The sequence below is a fragment of the Terrabacter sp. NPDC000476 genome, from assembly GCF_040300125.1.
Classification (GTDB): Bacteria; Actinomycetota; Actinomycetes; order Actinomycetales; family Dermatophilaceae; genus Terrabacter.
In genome coordinates, this window is the sequence record NZ_JBEPDF010000001.1 from 26,314 (window position 1) to 42,158 (window position 15,845).

Below are 15,845 nucleotides of genomic sequence, written 5' to 3' on the forward strand. Positions count from 1 at the left end.
TTGACGGAGCAGCGCTCCCGCCCCGGGGCACGCGTCGGCGTCGACGTGGGCAACGCCCGCGTCGGCGTCGCCGCGTCGGACGCCTCCGGGGTCTTCGCCCACCCGGTGCGCACGCTCCCGCGTGACGTGGCCGGCGGCTCCGACCTCGAGGCCGTCGTGGCGCTCGTCGAGGAGCTCGGGGCCGTCGAGGTCGTCGTCGGGCTGCCCCGGCTGCTCTCGGGCGAGGAGGGTGAGTCGGCCCGGATCGCGCGCGAGTACGCGAGGGAGCTCGCCGTCCGTCTCGGCGTCCGTGCCGGTGGCGGCGCGGGTACGGTGGGGGTGCGGCTCGTCGACGAACGCTTGACCACGGTGGACGCGCACCGCAGACTACGCGACAGCGGCGTCCCGGGCAGGGGGCAACGGGCCGTCATCGACCAGGCCGCAGCCGTGCTCATCCTGCAGACGGCTCTCGACACCGAGGCGCTCTCGGGCCGGCCGCCGGGGGAGACCCTCTCGGCCGAGGGCAAACGGAAGAAGGAACGTCGTCGATGAAGGACCACCTGGAGTCGTCGATCTTCGGTGACCACGACGACCACGACGCGCACGCCCACGAGGCGCAGGCCCTCGACCTGCCGGACGCGCACGAGCAGGACGACCCGCACCGACGGGAGGCCGAGGCGGCCACCCCGTCGGCGAGCCGCCGCGAGCGACGCGACCCCGACGGTGGGCGTGGACGCCGGCGACGTCGTGGCGCGCGCGCGGGCAAGGCCCGTGCGCTGCGGCGGCTGCTCGTCATCGTGCTCGCGCTCGTCGTCATCGGTGGCGGTGTGGCCGTGGCATGGACGGCGCTGCGGCCGGTCGTCGAGGGTTTCCTCGAGTCGAACGACTACCCCGGCCCCGGCACCGGCGAGGTGCGCGTCACCGTCGCCCAGGGTGCGGGCGGGGCGAGCATCGCCAAGGAGCTCGCCGACAGCGACGTCGTCAAGTCGAGCAAGGCCTTCATCGAGGCCGCGAACGCCGACGCGAAGAGCAGCGGCATCCAGCCCGGCGTCTACGTCATGAAGAAGCAGATGCGCGCGGCCGACGCGCTCGCGATCCTCGTGGACCCGAAGAACCGTCTCGTCACCCGCGTCACCGTGCCCGAGGGGCTCTGGGCGAGCGAGATCTACCCCCGGCTCTCTGCGGCGTCGGGCATCCCCGTGGCGCAGTACCAGGCCGCCGCCAAGAAGGTCGACGAGCTCGGCCTCCCGCCGTCGGCCAAGGGCCGCATCGAGGGCTACCTCTTCCCGGCCAGCTACGAGTTCGGGCCGACCTCGAGCGCCCTCGACCAGCTGACGCAGATGGTGGCCGAGTCGACGAAGCGCCTCGACGCGCTCGGCATCGCGCCCGAGCGGATGGAGCGCGTCGTCACCATCGCGAGCCTCGTCGAGGGGGAGGCCAAGACCGAGGCGGACCGCTCGAAGGTGGCGCGCGTCGTCGAGAACCGCCTCGCCGCCAAGATGTCGCTCGGGTTCGATTCGACGGTCAACTACATCTTCAAGAAGCGGGGCGTGCCGACCCAGCAGATGCTCGACAGCGACAACCCGTACAACACCCGCCGGTTCACCGGGCTGCCGCCCGGTCCGGTCGCCAACCCGGGGGAGAGCGCCCTGGCCGCCGCGGCGAGCCCCGTCGCGGGGCCCTGGCTCTACTTCGTCACCGTCGACCTCTCGACGGGCGAGACGAAGTTCGCGGCGACCTATGCCGAGCACCAGCGCAACGTCGCGCAGTTCCAGCAGTGGTGCACGCAGAACAAGGGCGCGTGCTGAGCGGGCAACCGGGCCCGGTCACCGCGCGCTGCGCCGTCTGGGGCAGTCCCGTCGCGCACTCGCTCTCACCAACGCTCCACCGCGCGGCCTACGCCGCCCTCGGGCTCACCGGCTGGGCCTACGACCGGCGGCAGGTCGACGAGGCCGCCTTCGGGGGTGCCCTGGCCGGTCTCGACGCGACGTGGCGGGGGCTCTCGCTGACGATGCCGCTCAAGGAGGCGGCGCTTCGTGCGGCCTCCGTCGTCGACGCCACCGCGGCGGCGACGGGCGCGGCCAACACCCTCGTAGCCACCGCGGCCGGGTGGCACGCGCACAACACCGACGTGCACGGCATCGTCGCGGCGCTCCGGTCCGCCGGGGCCACGGCGCCCGCGCACGCCCTCGTGGTGGGCAGCGGCGCCACGGCCCGGTCCACGGTCGCCGCCCTCGCCGCGCTCGGCGCCGCACGCGTGACCTTCCTGGTGCGCGGCGCCCCGCGCGAGCTGACCGTCGCGCAGGCCCGGTCGGCCGGGCTGGAGGTCGACGTCGTCGGCCTGGGCCACTGGCCGGTGGCGGACGTCGTCGTCAGCACGGTGCCGCCGGAGGCCGTCCCCGGCCTCGACGACCTCCCGGGGCCACGAGGCACGGGTGCCGTGCTCGACGTCGTCTACGGCGAGGGCCCGACACCGCTGCAGCGCCGGGCCCGGGAGGCCGGCTGGGCCCTGGCCCCCGGCACCGACATGCTCCTGCACCAGGCTGCGGCCCAGGTGACGCTCATGACGGGCCTGCCGGCACCGCTCGAGGCCATGGCCGCCGCACTCGCCTCCGTCGTCGATCCCGAGTGGGGCACCCCGGTGCGCCGGGGCTCATGACCTGGGCCGCGTTCCCGGCCACGCCGGCGTGGTTCGTGCTCGTCGTGGCGCTCGCCGGCGGCGCGGTCGGCGAGGTGCTGCGCCGCCGCCTCGCGACGGGCGGCTACCGCCTCGACGACGAGACCGGCCCCCCGCCGCGCGTGCCGGCCACGGTCGTGCCCGCCGCGCTCTGCCTCCTCTGGGGCCTGATCGCCTGGCGGTTCGGCCCGCTCTCCCAGTGGGCGCTCGCCCCGGCCTACCTCGGTCTGGCCGCCGTCTCCGTCGCGTTGACGTGGATCGACGCGGACGTGCACCGCCTGCCCCGGGGACTGACCCGGCCGGCATACCCCCTCCTCGTGGTGCAGCTCGCGATCGCGTCGGCCGCCTCGGGCGACTGGGGGGCCCTGTGGCGCGCGCTCGTCGTGGGGGCGGTGCTCTGGCTCGTCTACGCCCTGCTCGCCCTCGTGGCGGCGTTGCTCGGCAGCGGCTTCGGGCTCGGCGACGTGACCCTCGCGGGGCTCGTCGGCCTCGCCACCGGCTACCTCGGCGTGTCGGCCACGCTCGTCGCGACGTATGCCGCCTTCCTGCTCTCCGCGGCCTACGGGCTGTCGCGCATCGCCCTGCGCCGCGGCGGCCGCAAGGACGACATCGCCTTCGGGCCGTGGATGCTCCTCGGCCTGCTCCTCGCGCTCGTCGTCGCCGTGCGACCGCTCTTCTGAGCGGCGGTCCCGCGGAGCGGGCGGGTCGCGAGGGCGTGCGGCGCGCGTGGGAGGATCGGGGCATGTTGCGTTGGTTGACCGCCGGGGAGTCCCACGGCCCCGCCCTCGTGGCCATGATCGAGGGCCTGCCGGCCGGGGTCGAGGTCGGCGCGAAGGACCTCCAGGCCGCCCTGTCCCGCCGCCGCCTCGGCTACGGTCGCGGCGCGCGGATGAAGTTCGAGCAGGACGAGGTCGAGTTCCTCGGCGGGCTGCGCCACGGGGTGACCCTCGGCTCGCCGCTCGCCGTGCGCGTCGGCAACAGCGAGTGGCCGAAGTGGACGACGGTGATGAGCCCGGAGGCCGTCAGCGAGGCCGACTACGCGGCCTCCGACGACGTCAACGCCGAGAAGGAGGTCGCGCGCAACAAGCCGCTGACGCGACCGCGTCCCGGCCACGCCGACCTCGTCGGCATGCAGAAGTACGGCCACGAGGACGCCCGGCCCGTGCTCGAGCGCGCCTCGGCGCGCGAGACCGCCGCCCGCGTCGCCCTCGGCGAGATCGCCGCGCGCTTCCTCGAGCAGGCGTACGGCATCCGCCTCGTCTCGCACACCGTCTCGATCGGCACGGCGGGGGTGCCCGCGGGCGCCGAGCTGCCCACGCCCGACGACCTCGAGCGCCTCGACGCCGACCCGGTGCGCGCCTTCGACCCCGAGGGGTCGGCCGCGATGGTGGCGGAGGTCGACGCGGCGAAGAAGGACGGCGACACCCTCGGCGGCGTCGTCGAGGTGCTCGCCTACGGGCTGCCACCGGGCCTCGGCTCGCACGTGCACTGGGACCGCAAGCTCGACGGCCAGCTGGCGCAGGCGCTCATGAGCATCCAGGCCATCAAGGGCGTCGAGGTCGGCGACGGCTTCGAGACCGCCCGCCGCCGCGGCTCGGCGGCCCACGACGAGATGGAGCTCGTCGACGGGGTCATCACCCGGCGCACCGGCCGGGCCGGTGGCACCGAGGGCGGCATGTCGACCGGCCAGGTGCTGCGCGTCCGGGCCGCCATGAAGCCGATCAGCACCGTGCCACGGGCCCTGTCGACGGTCGACGTAGCGACGGGCGAGGCCGCGACGGCCATCCACCAGCGGTCCGACGTCTGTGCGGTGCCGGCTGCCGGCGTCGTCGCCGAGGCGATGGTCGCGCTCGTGCTGGCCGCCTCGTGCCTCGAGAAGTTCGGCGGCGACTCGGTCGCCGAGACCGCGCGCAACCACACGACCTACCTCGACGGCATCCGGAAGGGGCTGCGCACGTGGTGAACGAGTCGAGCACACCGGGCACGCGACCGGTGGCGGTCGTCGTCGGCCCGCCCGGAGCCGGCAAGACGACCGTCGGGCAGGCGCTCGCCGCCCGCCTCGGGGTCGCCTTCCACGACGTCGACGCCGCGATCGAGGCGGCCCAGGGCCGGTCGATCAGCGACATCTTCGTCGACGACGGCGAGTCGGCCTTCCGCGACCTCGAGCGCGCCGAGGTGGCGCGCGCGCTCGACTCCGAGGCCGGTGTCGTGTCGCTCGGCGGGGGAGCGGTCATGGACCCCCTCACCGAGCACGCCCTCGCGGGCCACGCCGTCGTCTTCCTCGACGTCGCCATCGCCGACGCCAGCAAGCGCATCGGCTTCGACCGGTCGCGCCCGCTGCTCTCGGTCAACCCGCGCGCGTCGTGGGTGCGGATGATGAACGACCGGCGCCCCACCTACGAGCGCGTGGCCACCGTGCGGGTCGACACCGCCGGACGCACCCCCGAGGAGGTCGTCGACGTCGTCGTCGACGCGCTCGAGGCGGCCGGCGCGTGAGCGGTGCCGCCGAGCCGACGACGATCGCCGTCGGCTCCGACTACGACGTCGTCATCGGCTCGGGCGTGCTGGGCCGCGTCGGTGGGCTGCTCGGCCCCGACGTCGAGCGCGTGCTCGTCGTGCACCCGCCGACCCTGCCCGAGCTGACGGCCCGTGTGACCGCTGCGCTCGAGGGCGAGGGGTATGCGGTGCACGTGGCCGAGGTGCCCGACGCCGAGGCCGCCAAGACGGCCGAGGTCGCAGCCTCGCTGTGGTCCCAGCTCGGCGTGGCGGGATTCACGCGCACCGACGCCGTCGTGGGGGTCGGGGGCGGCACCGTCACCGACCTCGCGGGCTTCGTCGCGGCGTCGTGGCTGCGCGGCGTGCGCGTCGTGCAGGTGCCGACCACGCTGCTCGGCATGGTCGACGCGGCCGTCGGCGGCAAGACCGGCATCAACACCGTCGAGGGCAAGAACCTCGTCGGTGCCTTCCACCCGCCCGCGGGCGTGCTCTGCGACGTCGACGTGCTGGCCACGCTGCCGGAGGCGGACCTCGTGGCGGGGCTCGCCGAGGTGGTCAAGTGCGGCTTCATCGCCGACCCCGTCATCCTCGACCTGGTGGAGTCGTCGGTCGCGACGGACCCGGCGCTCGCCCGCAGCGCGTCGAACCCGCACCTGCGCGAGCTCATCGAGCGCGCCGTGCGGGTCAAGGCCGAGGTCGTCGCGGCCGACCTGCGCGAGAGCTCGCTGCGCGAGATCCTCAACTACGGCCACACCTTCGGCCACGCCATCGAGCAGGTCGAGCACTACGCGTGGCGCCACGGCGAGGCGGTGGCCGTCGGCATGGTCTACGTCGCCGAGCTCGCTCGCCTCTCTGGTCACCTCTCCGGGAGCGAGGGCGACGCGCTCGTCGCGCGGCACCGCTCCGTCCTCGAGTCGCTCGGCCTCCCGACGACGTATGCCGCCGGGCGCTGGGACGAGCTGTTCGCGGCCATGCGCCGCGACAAGAAGTCCCGCGGGTCGACCCTGCGCTTCGTCGTGCTCGACGGGCTCGCCCGGCCGACCCGGCTCGCCGGCCCCGACGACGCGCTGCTGCAGGCGGCGTACGGCCTCGTCGCGCGTCGCGGCGCCGCGCGCGCTCACTAGACTCGCGGCCATGACGGCACCCACGGTCTTCGTCCTGTCGGGCCCCAACCTCAATCGCCTCGGCACGCGCGAGCCGGAGGTCTACGGCTCCGACACGCTCGAGGACGTGCACGCAGCCGTGCAGCGCGAGGCCCGCGACCTGGGGCTCGTCGCCGACTGCCGACAGACCAACCACGAGGGCGAGCTCATCGACTGGCTGCACGAGGCCGTCGACGTCGGCGCCGACGTCGTGCTCAACCCGGGCGCCTTCACGCACTACTCGTACGCCGTGCGCGACGCGTGCGCCATCGTCACGACGAGCGGGCGCAGCCTCGTCGAGGTGCACCTGTCCAACCCGGCCGCGCGCGAGGAGTTCCGGCACACCTCGGTCGTGGCCGGCGTCGCGACGGGCACCGTCGCCGGGTTCGGCCTGCAGTCCTACCTGCTCGCCCTGCGCGCTCTCGTCTGACGCCTCGCGGCTGTGGCTGCCGTCAGCTACCCGAGCAGTGGCACGTCGAGGTCGTACGCCAGCACGACAGCTCGGGCTAGCAGCCTCTCCTGGGCGGGGCTGAGGTAGCCGACCGTGCGCCCCAGCGCTCCGACCGGAACGGTCAGGACGTTGTCCAGGGAGACCACGCAGTCGTGGTCCAACCCATTTCCGCGCCCCACCGCCACCTCGCTGGACAACCCCTTGATGGTGCCCGTGATGGGCGCCACGGTCACCTTGGTCATCGCGCCCCGAGCGGCGTCCCGGGTCAGGACGAGCGCTGGGCGGGTCTTGTCGAGGCGGACCAAACAGATCTCCCGCACCCGGTCAGTCCTCGACCCGAACGTGGGCGCTGGTCCACACGACGAGGTCGTCGAGATCGTCTGCCGCACCCTGGGCGCCAAGGATGCGCGCGTCATGCTCTGCGACCAGTCGGCGCATCTCGCGTTCCAGCGCCGACGTGACGAGGGCTGCCCTGCTCGGCGCCTCACCCGCGGCCACAGCACGGTCGAGGAAAGCCACCATCGCATCGGGCAGGCGAACGGCGATCTGGGTGCTCATGCAGACAAGACTACGCCTCTGGATCCCAATATGGGATGCACGCTCTTGACGCCCTGCGGGAATCGAGGTGCGAGGAGACGCGGGTAGGCAACATGCTCGCTTCGCCGGTGGCCAGGCATGTTCGACGCCAACTTCTACGTCAGTGACCCGGAGAGCGGGTCAGTGACGCAGCGAACGGTGACGTGTCGACGTCGAGACGGACGAGGAGGGCGCTCGTCATAATGGCGCATGCTCACTGCCGACAGCCACGTCCACAGCGAATGGTCCTGGGACACCGGGGGGCCAGACTCCGATGCTCGCGGCACCATGGTGGCCACCTGTGAGCAGGCGCGGCGCATCGGGCTCCCCGCGTTGGTCTTCACCGAGCACTTCGACTTCGAGGAGGCGTGGCGCGCCGGCGAGCAGGAGTTCCCTGCGGCGGCTTCCCAGCACATCGACGAAGCCGGCTACCTCGTGCCGCCGCCCCTGGACGTCGAGGGCTACTTCGGGGCGATCGCCGAGTGCCGGCGACTCTTTCCGGACCTCACCATCCTCAGCGGGGTGGAGTTCGGACAGCCCCACCTCGTCGAGCACCGCGCTCGCGAACTCGTCGACCTCGACCGATTCGACCGGGTCAACGGCTCGCTGCACACGCTGCCCGTGGGGCCGGACCGGGCCGAACCGATCACGCTCTACCGCCACTGGGGCCCGGACGAGGTGATGGATGCCTACCTGGACGAGGTACCCGCCATGCTCGCCTCGGACGCCTTCGAGGTCTTCACGCACCTCGACTACGCCGTCCGGCACTGGCCCGTCGAGCAGGCTGGTCCCTTCGACCCGCGCCGCTTCGAGGAGCAGTTCCGGGTCGCCCTCCGGGCGGTTGCCGAGTCGGGGCGTGCCCTCGAGATGAACACCCGCCGCCTGTCGTCGTGGCTTCCGCAGTGGTGGACGGAGGAGGGGGGTCAGGCCGTGTCCTTCGGCAGTGACGGCCACGTCCCGACGGCACTGGCCGGCGGCTTCCCGGAGGCGCAGCACATGCTGGAGCACTTCGGCTTCCGCCCCGGTCGACGCCCGGAGCACCTGTGGACCCGTCAGGCGGTGCCGGGACGATGAGCGCGGCGCTCACAGAGCGGACACAGGCCGCGCACCGCCGAGGCAGGGCCGCGGCTCCCAGAGTCTTCCCAGGAGGACCCGTCGGGTCCGCGACGAGAGGCTCGACCATGGCACCGACGACCGACCCGCACAGCGCGTCCGCTCCACCCGCGCACGAGTGGCTCGACGAGCACGGCAACGAGATCGAGGACCACGACCGTGGCCTCGTCTTCGACCTGCGCACGCTCGTCGACCGGCGCCGCGCCCTGACGCTCCTCGGCGGCCTCGGCGGCCTCGGCGTCGCGGGGGCGCTCGCCGCGTGCAGCGCCGGCTCGACACCGGCGGCCTCCGGAGCCGGCGCCACGTCGAACGGTGCCACGTCGAGCAGCGCCACGCCGAGCAGCGCCACGTCGAGCAGCGCCACGTCGAGCAGCGCCACGTCGAGCAGCGCCACGTCGGCGGCGGCCGCGGGCCTCGTCGAGGCACCGGACGAGACGGCCGGGCCGTTCCCGGGCGACGGCTCCAACGGCCAGAACGTGCTCGACGACTCGGGCATCGTGCGCCGCGACATCCGCAGCAGCTTCGGCGCCTCGACGACGACGGCCCAAGGTGTCCCCCTCACCGTCAAGCTGACGGTGAAGGATCTCGCGACGAGCTCGGCCCTCGTCGGCGCCGCCGTCTACGTCTGGCACTGCGACCGTGACGGCAACTACTCCATGTACAGCCAGGCCGCCGCGGGTGAAAACTACCTCCGCGGCGTGCAGGAGACCGACGACTCCGGCACGGCGACCTTCACCTCGATCTTCCCCGCCTGCTACTCCGGGCGCTGGCCGCACATCCACTTCGAGGTCTACTCGAAGGTGAACGATGCGGTGTCGAGCGGACCCATCGTCAAGACATCGCAGATCGCGCTGCCCCAGGCAGCGTGCGACGCGGTGTACGCCACGAGCGGCTACGAGCAGAGCGTCGGCAACCTCGCGCAGGTGAGCCTCGCGCGCGACAACGTCTTCGGCGACGACGGTGGGGTGCACCAGCTCGCGACCATGTCGGGCGACGCCTCCTCGGGCTACACGGCCGCCCTGACGATCGGGGTCTGACAGGCCTGCAGCGTGGCAGGCTGGGCGGCATGGACGAGGACGAGCCCATCGTCGTCAGTGCGATGGCGATCAACGTGGCGATCCCCGAGTCGCTGCGGTGGACCGACTCCCGCCGTGGGCAGGAGTTCCGCCTCGACACGATCAACGTGCGGATGCTGCCCGACGGGCACCTCGCGGCCAAGGCGTACGGCCGCCCCGTCGAGGGTGGCCGGGGCGCCTACGTGTCCTTCCCCGTGCCCGACCGGCCCGAGCTGCACGCCCTCGTCGACGCGGCCGGACACCGCGCGGCGCAGGTGTGGTCGGCGCACCGCGGGCTGCGCTGACCAGCCGGACGAGGGCCGTCAGGCCAGGGCGTCGGGCAGCGGCTCGGCGTGCACGATCGTCAGCTCCGACACCGCGCGCGTCAGCACGACGTAGAGGCGGCGCAGGCCGGTGCGCTCGTCGGGCTCGGCCGCCGCGATGGCAGCCGGCTCGACGACGACCGTGCGGTCGAACTCGAGGCCCTTCGCGACGCTGGCGGGCACGACCTCGACCTGGTGGTCCTCGTCGTCGCCGTGCTCGAGGTCGAGCCGGCCGTGCTCGACACCGGCTGCGGCGAGCGCTGCGGACAGCTGCTCTACGTCCCGGTCGGGCACGATGACCCCGACCGAGCCGGGTGACGCGGCCGAACGTTGCGCCGCGCCCACGACCTCGGCCGCGAGGCCGTCGGCGCCGACCGGGCGCAGCTCGAGTCGCCCGGGGTTCTCGCGCACGGACACGGGTGCGCCGAGCCCGGGCGCCATGACGGGCAGGAGGCGGGCGGCGTACTCGATGACGACCGCGGGCACGCGGAAGCCGCGGTCGAGCACGACGAGGTCGTGCTCGACCTTGCCGAGGTGGCGCATGGCCTCCTCCCACGACGCGGTCGCCCACGGCGTGGTGCCCTGCGCGATGTCGCCGAGCACGGTCACCGACCCCGTCGAGGCGCGCCGCCCGACGGCCCGCAGCTGCATGGGGGAGAGGTCCTGCGCCTCGTCGAGCACGACGTGCCCGAGGCTCGGAACGCGCCGCAGCAGGTCGTCGAGCTCGTCGAGCAGGGCCATGTCGGCGAGCGACCAGCGGGCGGCGCCCTTCGTGCGGGCCGGCTTGTCCCACAGCAGCGTCGCCTGCTCGTCCGCGGTCAGGTCGTCGCCGGCCGCCGCCCGCAACGCGTCCGCGTCCGACCACAGCCGGTGGAGCACCGCCTGGGGGTCGAGCGCGGGCCAGATCGAGGCGACGTACTTCTTCACGGCCGCCGACTTCGCGACGGCGTCCTGCACGCGGTCGTCGGGGGCGTCGCCGGCGCGCTCCATCTCGAGCAGCACGTGGTGGGCGAGCCGCTGCGGCAGCAGGTCCCGCGCGGCCGCGTAGCGCACGCCACGCGCCGCGAGCTCGTCGACGATCCCGGCGACCTCGTATGCCGGCACGCGCCACTTGCGCACGCCGCGCGGCACCACGAGCGCCTCCGTCGGCCGCACGAGGCTCGACCAGACCGCCCGGCGCAGCACGCCCGCGAGCCGGGCGTCGCCCTTGAGGGTCGCGACGTCGGCGGGCTCGGTGGCCCGCACCCTGCCGTGGTCGAGGAGGGTCTCGATGGTGGCGTGCCCGACGCGCACCTCGCCGAGCGAGGGCAGCACCGCCCCGATGTGGTCGAGGAAGGCCCGGTTGGGCCCGACGACGAGCACGCCCGAGCGGTCGAGGCGGTCACGGAAGGAGTAGAGGAGCCAGGCCGCGCGGTGCAGCCCGACGGCCGTCTTGCCGGTGCCGGGTGCGCCCTGCACGCAGACGCTGACCGTGACGTCGCTGCGGACGATCTCGTCCTGCTCCGGCTGGATCGTCGAGACGATGTCGCGCATCGGTCCGGTGCGCGGCCGCTCGATCTCGGCGGCGAGGATCGAGCCGGCCGCGCCGTCGGCGGCGGCGGGCTCGCGCAGGTGCTCGTCCTCGAGGGCGGTCAGGCGGCCCCGGTCGACGCCGAAACGGCGGCGCAGCACGACGTCGAGGGGCTCGTTCGGCGACGCGCGGTAGAAGGCGGTCGAGATCGGGGCGCGCCAGTCGACGACGACCGGGTCGCCTGCCTCGTCGGAGACGTGCCGGCGCCCGATGTGGAACTGCTCGGCCGGGCCGTCGGCCGGCTCGACGTCGATGCGCCCGAAGAAGAGCGTCGTGCGCGGGTCGTCCTGGAGGGAGGCGATGCGGCGGGCGAGCACCCAGCCGAGCACCTCGCCCGACACGGCGTCGCTGGCCTTGGACGCGTCGAGCGACTCGGCCAGCTCACGCATCCGTGCCAGCTGGGCCCGGGCCTCGTCGAGGTAGGCCTGCTCCCGGGCGAGCTCGGAGTCGAGGGCGGTCACGCGAGCACCTTTCTGCACCCGACACACCGAGAAGGTGGCAACGCACCGGGATCGGATGCCGGTGGGTCGGGACCTGCACGGTGTGTTGCGGTGGGGAGGGACGGGGGAGCGGATCAGGGTACACCGGCCGGGTGGAGCGATTCCGCGATCCGGTGGGCGCCCGGCTAGACTCGTGCGGCAACTCCCCAAGTCAAAGAACGCCCGGGGCTGCGGCGTGCCCAGCGGCACCCGACCGGGCCCGCCGGCATACGAAAGTGGTTTGTGACGATGGCTTCGACCAACGACCTGAAGAACGGCATGGTGCTCAACCTCGAGGGACAGCTCTGGTCCGTCGTCGAGTTCCAGCACGTGAAGCCCGGCAAGGGGCCGGCGTTCGTGCGCACCAAGCTCAAGGCCGTCCTCTCCGGCAAGGTCGTCGACAAGACGTTCAACGCCGGCACCAAGGTCGAGACGAGCAACGTCGACAAGCGGACGATGCAGTACCTCTACAAGGACGGCAGCGACTTCGTCTTCATGGACACCGACACCTACGACCAGATCAACGTGTCGGAGACCGTCGTGGGCGACTCGGCGAACTACCTCCTCGAGAACCAGAACGCCATCGTCGCGACGCACGACGGCGCGCCCCTCTACGTCGAGCTGCCGGCCTCGGTCGTCCTCGAGATCACGCACACCGAGCCGGGCCTGCAGGGCGACCGCTCGACCGGTGGCACGAAGCCGGCCACGCTCGAGACCGGTGCGCAGATCAACGTGCCGCTCTTCCTCGAGTCCGGCACGCGCGTCAAGGTCGACACCCGCGACGGGTCGTACCTCGGCCGCGTCAACGACTGAGCGGACCCGAACTCCCTTGGCAGCACGCACCAAGGCCCGCACGCGGGCCCTCGACATCCTCTTCGAGGCGGACCAGCGCGGCCTCAACGCCGAGACGCTCCTCGACGAGCGCCTCGGCGACCGCGAGTCGCGGGCGGCCAACAACCCCTACACCGCGGAGCTCGTGCGCGGCGTGGTGGGCCACTGGAACGACATCAACGCGGCCCTGACCGACTACAGCCAGGGCTGGACCCTCGAGCGCATGCCCGCCGTCGACCGCGCGATCCTGCGGCTCGGCGCGTGGGAGGTGCTCTGGAACAGCGAGATTCCCGACGCCGTGGCGATCTCCGAGGCCGTGGCGCTCGCGACCGAGCTCTCGACCGACGAGTCGCCGACGTTCGTCAACGGCCTGCTCGGCCGCATCGCCGAGGTCAAGGCGACGATCGTCTGACACCGGGCCGCGCCCGTCACATGATGGAGGTGTGAGGGCGCGGTCCGAGCAGTGGTCGGCCGTCGAGGCCGCGACGCTCGACGTCGCGGACGTGCATGCTCGGCTCGCGACCTCGCCCGCCGGGCTCACCCCGGCGGAGGCCGCCGCCAGGCTCGTCGAGTTCGGCCCGAACGCCGTGCGCTCGCACGGCGCCCACTGGGCGCCGGTGCTGGTGCGCCAGCTGCGCTCGCCCCTCCTGCTGCTGCTCGGGGCGGCCGCGGTCGCGTCGGCGTTCTTCGGCGAGCGCACCGACGCCGTCATCATCGCCGTCATCCTCGCCGGCTCGATCGGCCTCGGCTTCGTCAACGAGTACCGCGCCGAGGTCGCCGCCGACGCGCTGCACTCGCGGATCCACCACGACGTCACCGTCGTGCGCGACGGGCGGCCCCAGCGCCTCGACGTGGCCCTGCTCGTGCCGGGCGACGTCGTGCGCCTGCAGCTCGGCGAGGTCGTGCCCGCCGACCTGCGCCTCACGGCGGCGACCGGCCTCGAGTGCGACGAGGGGATGCTCACCGGCGAGTCGCTGCCGGTGGCCAAGGACCCCGCGCGCGACGCCGGCGCGACCCCGGCCGACGTCGCGTGGATGGGCACGGTCGTCTCGGCGGGGTCGGGGGAGGGCGTCGTCGTCGCGACCGGGTCGGCGGCTCGCTTCGGCCGGATCGCCGTCGCCCTCGGCACCCGCCACGGCGAGACGGAGTTCCAGGTCGGCCTGCGCCGCTTCTCGGGGATGCTCGTCGTCGTGGCGGCGGCCCTGACGGCGTTCGTGCTCGCGGCGAACCTCGTGCTGCACCGCCCGTTCCTCGACGCACTGCTCTTCTCGCTCGCCATCGCGGTCGGCATCACGCCGCAGCTGCTCCCGGCGATCGTCTCGACGAGCCTCGCCACCGGGTCGCGCGAGCTGGCCCGGCGCAAGGTGCTCGTCAAGCGCCTCGTGTGCATCGAGGACCTCGGCGACATCCACGTGCTGATGACCGACAAGACCGGCACGCTGACGCAGGGCCACATCACCTTCATGCGGGCGCTCGGCCCGGACGGCGGCTCGTGCGACGAGGCCGCCCGCCTCGGGATGCTCTGCACGAGCGCCCCCGTCGACGCCGTCGACGCCTCCGGCCGCACGCCCACGTATGCCGGCAGCGACCCCCTCGACGCGGCGCTGTGGTCCGCACCGGGGGCGCCCGACCTCGTGGCGGGCCCGGCGCAGCCGCGTCGGGTCGCCACACTGCCCTTCGACCACGCGCGACGCCGCGTCTCCGTCGTGCTCGAGAGCGCCGACGGCTCGCGCGAGCTGGTGACGAAGGGCGCCCCCGAGCAGGTGCTGCCCGCCTGCACCCGCCTCCCCGACACCGCCACCAGCGTGGCAGAGCGCAAGTTCCGTTCCGGCGCAAGGGTGGTCGCGGTCGCGCGCCGACCCTGGGACGCCGCGGCCGCGCCGACCCCGGCCGACGAGGACGGCCTCGAGCTGGTCGGCTTCCTCGTGTTCCTCGACGCGCCGAAGCAGAGCGCCGTGGCTGCCCTCGAGCGGCTCGACCGGCTCGGCGTCGACGTCAAGGTCATCACGGGCGACAACCCCCTCGTGGCCGAGTCGGTGTGCCGACGCCTCGGGCTTCCGGCGCGCGGCACGCTCACCGGGGCGGACGTCGAGGCCATGGACGACGCCACGCTCGCCGACGCCGTGGAGTCGTCCGGCGTCTTCGCCCGCGTCTCGCCCGAGCAGAAGGCACGGATCGTGCGGGCCCAGCGCTCGCGGGGGCTCGACGTGGCCTTCCTCGGCGACGGGGTCAACGACGCCCTCGCGCTCCACGCGGCCGACATCGGCATCTCGGTCGACTCGGCGACCGACGTCGCCAAGGACGCCGCCGACATCGTGCTGCTCGACAAGGACCTGGGCGTGCTCGCCGACGGCGTCGTCGAGGGGCGCCGGGTCTTCGCGAACACCGTCAAGTACGTGCTGATGGGGACGTCGAGCAACTTCGGCAACATGTTCTCGGCCGCCGCGGCCTCGGCCGTGCTGCCCTTCCTGCCGATGCTGCCGCCGCAGGTGCTGCTCGGCAACCTGCTCTACGACACCGGGCAGCTCGCCATCCCGGGCGACGCCGTCGACCCCGAGCAGCTGCGGCGGCCCTCGCACTGGGACCTGCGGCTCATCCGGCGCTACATGCTCTTCTTCGGCCCGCTCAGCTCGCTCTTCGACCTCGGCACGTTCGCCCTCATGCTGTGGGGGTTCCACGCGTCGCAGTCCCTCTTCCAGACCGCCTGGTTCGTCGAGTCGCTCGCCACGCAGTCGCTCGTGATCTTCGTCATCCGCACCCGGCGCACCCCGTTCTTCCGGAGCCGGCCGAGCCTCGGCCTCGTCGTCTCGGTCACCTCGATCGTGCTCGTGGGGGCGGTGCTGCCGACGACGCCGTTGGCCGCGGAGCTGGGCTTCGTCCCGCTGCCCGGGGCGGTGGTGGCCGCCGTGGTCGCCCTCGTCGTCGCCTACCTGGCGCTCGTCGAGGTGGCCAAGGGGCGCTTCTTCCGGCGCGTGCCGACGGGCGACGACACGCCGAGCGGGCCGGGCGGGAGAGGCGCCCCGGCGCGGCTGCACCGGCGCGCGGCGCGGTTCAGCTCGCGGGCCCCGGTCACGTCCACGACGCGGTCCGGGTCGAGGGCCGGTCCGGCCGGCCGCTAGACTCCACGGCGACGACATCCTTTAACCACCGTCC

At 73.5% G+C, this 15,845-nt stretch carries 17 protein-coding genes; 14 read left to right on the top strand and 3 right to left on the bottom strand.

Annotated features, from left to right (window positions below):
• The 8 genes from ruvX (at position 1) to aroQ (ending at position 6,724) form a co-directional block, all read left to right on the top strand.
• Complete coding sequence (gene ruvX, locus ABT295_RS00110; RefSeq protein WP_352392405.1) at positions 1–531, top strand: Holliday junction resolvase RuvX; 531 nt, start codon at positions 1–3, stop codon at positions 529–531.
• Positions 528–1,787 (top strand): endolytic transglycosylase MltG, encoded by a 1,260-nt coding sequence (gene mltG, locus ABT295_RS00115; protein WP_352392406.1) that lies wholly within the window; start codon positions 528–530, stop codon positions 1,785–1,787. The genes ruvX and mltG overlap by 4 nt, the downstream gene beginning before the upstream one ends.
• Positions 1,781–2,638, top strand: coding sequence for a shikimate dehydrogenase (locus tag ABT295_RS00120; RefSeq protein WP_352392407.1), 858 nt, complete (start codon positions 1,781–1,783; stop codon positions 2,636–2,638). The genes mltG and ABT295_RS00120 overlap by 7 nt, the downstream gene beginning before the upstream one ends.
• A complete protein-coding gene (locus ABT295_RS00125; RefSeq protein WP_352392408.1) occupies positions 2,635–3,336 on the top strand; it encodes a prepilin peptidase in 702 nt (233 codons plus the stop codon). Before ABT295_RS00120 ends, ABT295_RS00125 begins: the two co-directional genes overlap by 4 nt.
• Positions 3,337–3,398: 62 nt before the next feature.
• Positions 3,399–4,619 carry a chorismate synthase gene (gene aroC / locus ABT295_RS00130; RefSeq protein WP_352392409.1) on the top strand — a complete coding sequence of 407 codons (1,221 nt, stop codon included), beginning with the start codon at positions 3,399–3,401 and terminating at the stop codon, positions 4,617–4,619.
• A complete protein-coding gene (locus ABT295_RS00135) occupies positions 4,613–5,152 on the top strand; it encodes a shikimate kinase (protein WP_352392410.1) in 540 nt (179 codons plus the stop codon). The genes aroC and ABT295_RS00135 overlap by 7 nt, the downstream gene beginning before the upstream one ends.
• Positions 5,149–6,276, top strand: a complete 1,128-nt coding sequence (aroB, locus tag ABT295_RS00140; protein WP_352392411.1) for a 3-dehydroquinate synthase — start codon at positions 5,149–5,151, stop codon at positions 6,274–6,276. The genes ABT295_RS00135 and aroB overlap by 4 nt, the downstream gene beginning before the upstream one ends.
• Positions 6,277–6,286: 10 nt before the next feature.
• Complete coding sequence (aroQ, locus tag ABT295_RS00145; RefSeq protein WP_352392412.1) at positions 6,287–6,724, top strand: type II 3-dehydroquinate dehydratase; 438 nt, start codon at positions 6,287–6,289, stop codon at positions 6,722–6,724.
• Positions 6,725–6,750: 26 nt separating this feature from the next.
• Here aroQ and ABT295_RS00150 read toward each other — a convergent pair whose 3' ends face one another.
• Positions 6,751–7,065 (bottom strand): type II toxin-antitoxin system PemK/MazF family toxin, encoded by a 315-nt coding sequence (locus ABT295_RS00150; RefSeq protein ID WP_352392413.1) that lies wholly within the window; start codon positions 7,063–7,065, stop codon positions 6,751–6,753.
• Positions 7,066–7,069: 4 nt separating this feature from the next.
• Positions 7,070–7,303 carry a YlcI/YnfO family protein gene (locus ABT295_RS00155; RefSeq protein WP_352392414.1) on the bottom strand — a complete coding sequence of 78 codons (234 nt, stop codon included), beginning with the start codon at positions 7,301–7,303 and terminating at the stop codon, positions 7,070–7,072.
• Between the two features lie 228 nt (positions 7,304–7,531).
• Between ABT295_RS00155 and ABT295_RS00160 the strand changes: the two genes are divergently transcribed.
• From ABT295_RS00160 to ABT295_RS00170, 3 genes are all read left to right on the top strand, one after another.
• Complete coding sequence (locus ABT295_RS00160) at positions 7,532–8,395, top strand: PHP domain-containing protein (RefSeq protein ID WP_352392415.1); 864 nt, start codon at positions 7,532–7,534, stop codon at positions 8,393–8,395.
• A 107-nt stretch (positions 8,396–8,502) separates the two neighbouring features.
• The gene (locus tag ABT295_RS00165; protein WP_352392416.1) at positions 8,503–9,471 is read left to right on the top strand and encodes an intradiol ring-cleavage dioxygenase; all 969 of its coding nucleotides are present in this window, start codon (positions 8,503–8,505) and stop codon (positions 9,469–9,471) included.
• Between the two features lie 29 nt (positions 9,472–9,500).
• Positions 9,501–9,794 (top strand): hypothetical protein, encoded by a 294-nt coding sequence (locus ABT295_RS00170; protein ID WP_352392417.1) that lies wholly within the window; start codon positions 9,501–9,503, stop codon positions 9,792–9,794.
• A gap of 18 nt (positions 9,795–9,812) precedes the next feature.
• On the opposite strand, the gene ABT295_RS00175 is transcribed toward ABT295_RS00170, so the two are convergent.
• Positions 9,813–11,843, bottom strand: coding sequence for a HelD family protein (locus ABT295_RS00175; RefSeq protein ID WP_352392418.1), 2,031 nt, complete (start codon positions 11,841–11,843; stop codon positions 9,813–9,815).
• 267 nt (positions 11,844–12,110) lie between these two features.
• Here ABT295_RS00175 and efp point away from each other — a divergent pair, with 267 nt between their 5' ends.
• From efp to mgtA, 3 genes are read left to right on the top strand one after another with little or no spacing between them, the layout of a single operon-like run.
• Positions 12,111–12,674, top strand: a complete 564-nt coding sequence (gene efp, locus ABT295_RS00180; protein WP_352392419.1) for an elongation factor P — start codon at positions 12,111–12,113, stop codon at positions 12,672–12,674.
• A gap of 16 nt (positions 12,675–12,690) precedes the next feature.
• Positions 12,691–13,104, top strand: coding sequence for a transcription antitermination factor NusB (gene nusB, locus ABT295_RS00185; RefSeq protein ID WP_352392420.1), 414 nt, complete (start codon positions 12,691–12,693; stop codon positions 13,102–13,104).
• Positions 13,105–13,135: 31 nt separating this feature from the next.
• Entirely contained in the window at positions 13,136–15,811 is a 2,676-nt protein-coding gene (gene mgtA, locus ABT295_RS00190; protein WP_352392421.1) for a magnesium-translocating P-type ATPase, read from the top strand.
• The last annotated feature ends 34 nt before the right edge of the window (positions 15,812–15,845 follow it).